The sequence below is a fragment of the Prevotella pallens ATCC 700821 genome, assembly GCF_000220255.1.
GTDB classification, from domain to species: domain Bacteria; phylum Bacteroidota; class Bacteroidia; order Bacteroidales; family Bacteroidaceae; genus Prevotella; species Prevotella pallens.
On record NZ_GL982528.1, the window covers coordinates 1 to 1,038 of the forward strand.

1 protein-coding gene is annotated in these 1,038 nt (G+C 27.7%); it reads left to right on the forward strand.

What is annotated here, in order from left to right:
• Nucleotides 1-571 precede the first annotated feature (571 nt).
• Nucleotides 572-1,038, forward strand: a 467-nt coding sequence (locus HMPREF9144_RS12490; protein ID WP_040595974.1) for a hypothetical protein, incomplete at its 3' end; no start/stop codon positions are given.

Sequence of the window (1,038 nt, forward strand, 5' to 3'; positions counted from 1 at the left end):
TATATTTGCATATAAATCTTTGCAGAATTGTTTTTATGTAGGTAATTCCATTTTTTTGCAATCCAAGACTGTAGAATTTTTGTAGCTCTGAAATAGAAAAGGCTATTGAATAATGGGTGAGAGTAAAGGTTTCACTTATCGTTAAATAATTTTACAACCAAAGAAATATAAATATGGTAAGAGGATAAAAAATATTCAAAATAAAGAAATTTTGATAATAAAATAACGAAGAATCAGAGTAAATAGCTACATTTGCAGTTGTACATTTCTGTTTTACAGCGTATAACTATATACTTTCGTTAAAAATTTAAATATGGAGGTTTATATATTCGAATTAAGTGCTACGTATGTACATCATTCTGACCCTAAATATATGTGAGAATTTTCTAAACAGATTTTGAAAAATATGGAATTGGCAGGGTATATAGATAAAAAATACAGATACTGAATTAAAAAATACAGAATGTTAATTATGAAATACTTTGAGCTGCAATTTTATGATAATGACAGTTATTTGTTAAACGTTAGCAAAGTAGACAGACACAAGTATATAACCTGCCCTACTTGCAAGATGATTTTGAATAAAAGAGGTCTTATAGAAGAACATTTGCCTACATATAAGATAAAAAGAAAGAAATATCATTTATCAGGAAGTTATGATGGCTTTAAAATGGTATCGCAAAAATTTAAAGATTTGTATGAAATATCAAATTGGCAAGGGCTTATATTCTATTCTATACCTAAAAGTAAAGGCTTTTATCTGATAGAATGTTCTCAACAAATTATGCTTAACGAGGCAAAACGTCCCATTGAATTTGAAAATAAATGCAATGAGTGCGGTTCGTATATGGGAATTTATGGTAGTGTTCCTCTGTATATTGATGCAGATGTGTTTCAAAAACTGAAACCAAATACTTTTTATAGAAGCAATTTAGAGTTCGGATTTGATTTTGAACAAGACTATTGTTTATTTGCTTCCCAAGAAATAACAGAAAAGCTAATTGAACACAAACTAATAATAGAAAAGGATTTAATAGA